Genomic DNA, 2,302 nt, shown 5'->3' on the forward strand with positions numbered 1-2,302 from the left:
AGCCTCTTTTTTACTTATCAAACTTCACTTCCTCAAGCAAGTACTCGATGAATTTTTCTCCCATTTTTGAGAGAGCTGTTTTTTCATGTTTGATGTAGACCAACTCGATTGGGTCTTCGATATCAAGGGGAATGGAGACGATGTTATTTCCGTTGAGATTGCTGTTGAGGATCCCGGTCGCAATGGTGTAGCCATCCAGACCAATCAAGAGATTAAAGAGGGTCGCCCGGTCACTGACAACGATGGATTTCTTATGATGCTCTTGAGAGAGGATCTCTTCTGAGAAGTAGAAGGAGTTGTGGGTTCCTTGGTCATAGCTAAGGTATGGGAAATCTTCCAGATCAGATAAGTGAACGATCTCCTTCTTGGCAAGAGGATTGGTCTTGCTGACAAAGATATGAGGTTGCGCTGTAAAGAGGTGGGTGGCAATCAGGTGATTATCATCCAGCATCTTAGAGAGGACATCCCGGTTGTAGCTATTCAAAAAGAGTACGCCAACTTCGCTTCGGAAGTTCTTGACGTCATCGATGATCTCCCAAGTCCGCGTCTCCCGTAGGAAGAGCTCGTATTTTTCCATGTCGCTTTTCTTCAATAGTGAAACGAAGGCCTCAACCACAAAGGCGTAGTGCTGTGAAGAGACACTGAAAAGCTCACGAGAGCCCACAGGATTTTTATAGCGTTCGGACAAGAGGTCGATCTGCTCCACCACCTGGCGGGCATAAGAGAGGAACTCCATCCCATCGCGGGTCAAAGTGATCCCTTTAGGATTCCGGATAAAGATTTCAATCCCCATCTCATTTTCCAAGTCCTTAACGGCATTGGAAAGGCTTGGTTGTGTGATGAAGAGTTGTTTTGCGGCTTCATTCATAGAGCCAGTTTCGACGATTTTGATAATGTATTGTAATTGTTGTATTCTCATGCTTTTATTTTAACATAAAAGAGCACGATTTTCCCGTAAAATGTGGTCTTTCAAGGACTGTATCAGAGTATAATGCAGGCTGAGGGAGGTAATAGGAAGTAGGCTAGATCAAATATTTAAAAAATAGAAAATTGGAAACAAAATCTCCATCTGGGGACTGATTTTGTTGGAAAAATACAGTTTTGCCTTGATTAAGGGGAGATCTGATTGATAGAATGGTAAAAAATTGATTGAGGAGATCTTATGAAAAAACTAGTTTCCTGGTATAAGAAAAAGGATAAGGAATTGGAAACCCATTTCACAGCCGGTCTGTTGCAGATCAATTTTGTGACCAATGCACTGATTCTATTAGCTTTTTACATTTATTTTGTTGTTAGTGAGTCGATCTATGCAATAAAGGATCCATTCATTCAATTTAGTTTTCTTGCTATAGTGTCCTTTACGATGGAGGTTTTGCCCTATGGTGTGACCTTAGCCCTTTTTGTTCCCAATATTTTTGTCATTATCTATGGGATCGGTCGGTGGTCTAGCATCCAGTTCAAAGAAGCAGAGGAAGAAGCTCTCAAAGATCCGGATTTGTTTGAAGATAGAGGGCCAAAGGAAGGAAAAGGGACAAGAGAAGATGACGCATTCCTTATGAAAGAAAGGCAAGAATCACCTAGTCCTAAGCCTGTCAAAAAGAAAAAGCAACAGCCTACCATTGTTCTTTGGTTTGGTCTCTTTGGTTGCTTTCTTGAAGCGATTTTCATTTACATCGTAAAGGAGATGACTTTTTACGATTGGAGTGAGAAGTTGGTCAATTCTCAGAAGCATGCCCTGATCTGGTCTGGCGCCTATCCGACCTTCTTCACACTGGCAACTCTTACTTTACTAGCCTTGATTATCTATTCCTACCGGGATGCGAATTCACTCTCGCCGTTAGCAAATGTCTTCTGCATCAGTGGCATTCTAGGAGGTGTGGTTCTTCTCTTAGTTTTCGATAATCAACTGCAGGTAGCAAGTTTTCATACCTTTTTCTTACTGATCTATTCCATCCATCTTTTATGGGTTCGCATCAGGGAGTGGCAGGAAGATCGAACAGATATCACCTATGAGAATCGTCTACTTCAGTATTTCCATCAGCTCTTAAACAAGTCACGTAACTGGCCTTGGCTAGCGGTTCTGCTTGCCCTTCCGACGCTTGCTCTCGTTGTCCTCGTTCTCATGCTCTTTGGGCAGCAACCGGATTATATGATCAAGGCCTGGACCAATACAGCTGACTGGGCCTTCTCACAGAAGATCCCTCCTCAGAATCTCATCATTGATGAGCATTATCTCTGTACGGTTGCGGCTGGTGGGCATGAAAAAGTTGTCAAGCCCCAGCGGATGGGTGTCCGCCACGGT

Annotated in this window: 2 protein-coding genes; one reads left to right on the forward strand and one right to left on the reverse strand. The window is 43.1% G+C overall.

The genetic code is table 11. The annotated features are described in order from the left end of the window. Positions 1-10: 10 nt before the first annotated feature. The gene (locus tag SPADD19_RS06075; protein ID WP_003003594.1) at positions 11-919 is read right to left on the reverse strand and encodes a LysR family transcriptional regulator; all 909 of its coding nucleotides are present in this window, start codon (positions 917-919) and stop codon (positions 11-13) included. A 243-nt stretch (positions 920-1,162) separates the two neighbouring features. Between SPADD19_RS06075 and SPADD19_RS06080 the strand changes: the two genes are divergently transcribed. After that, positions 1,163-2,302 (forward strand): DUF6688 domain-containing protein (locus SPADD19_RS06080; protein WP_241496496.1); only part of this gene is annotated, 1,140 nt, incomplete at its 3' end.

The organism is Streptococcus parasanguinis (assembly GCF_001578955.1).
Taxonomy (GTDB): Bacteria; Bacillota; Bacilli; order Lactobacillales; family Streptococcaceae; genus Streptococcus; species Streptococcus parasanguinis_U.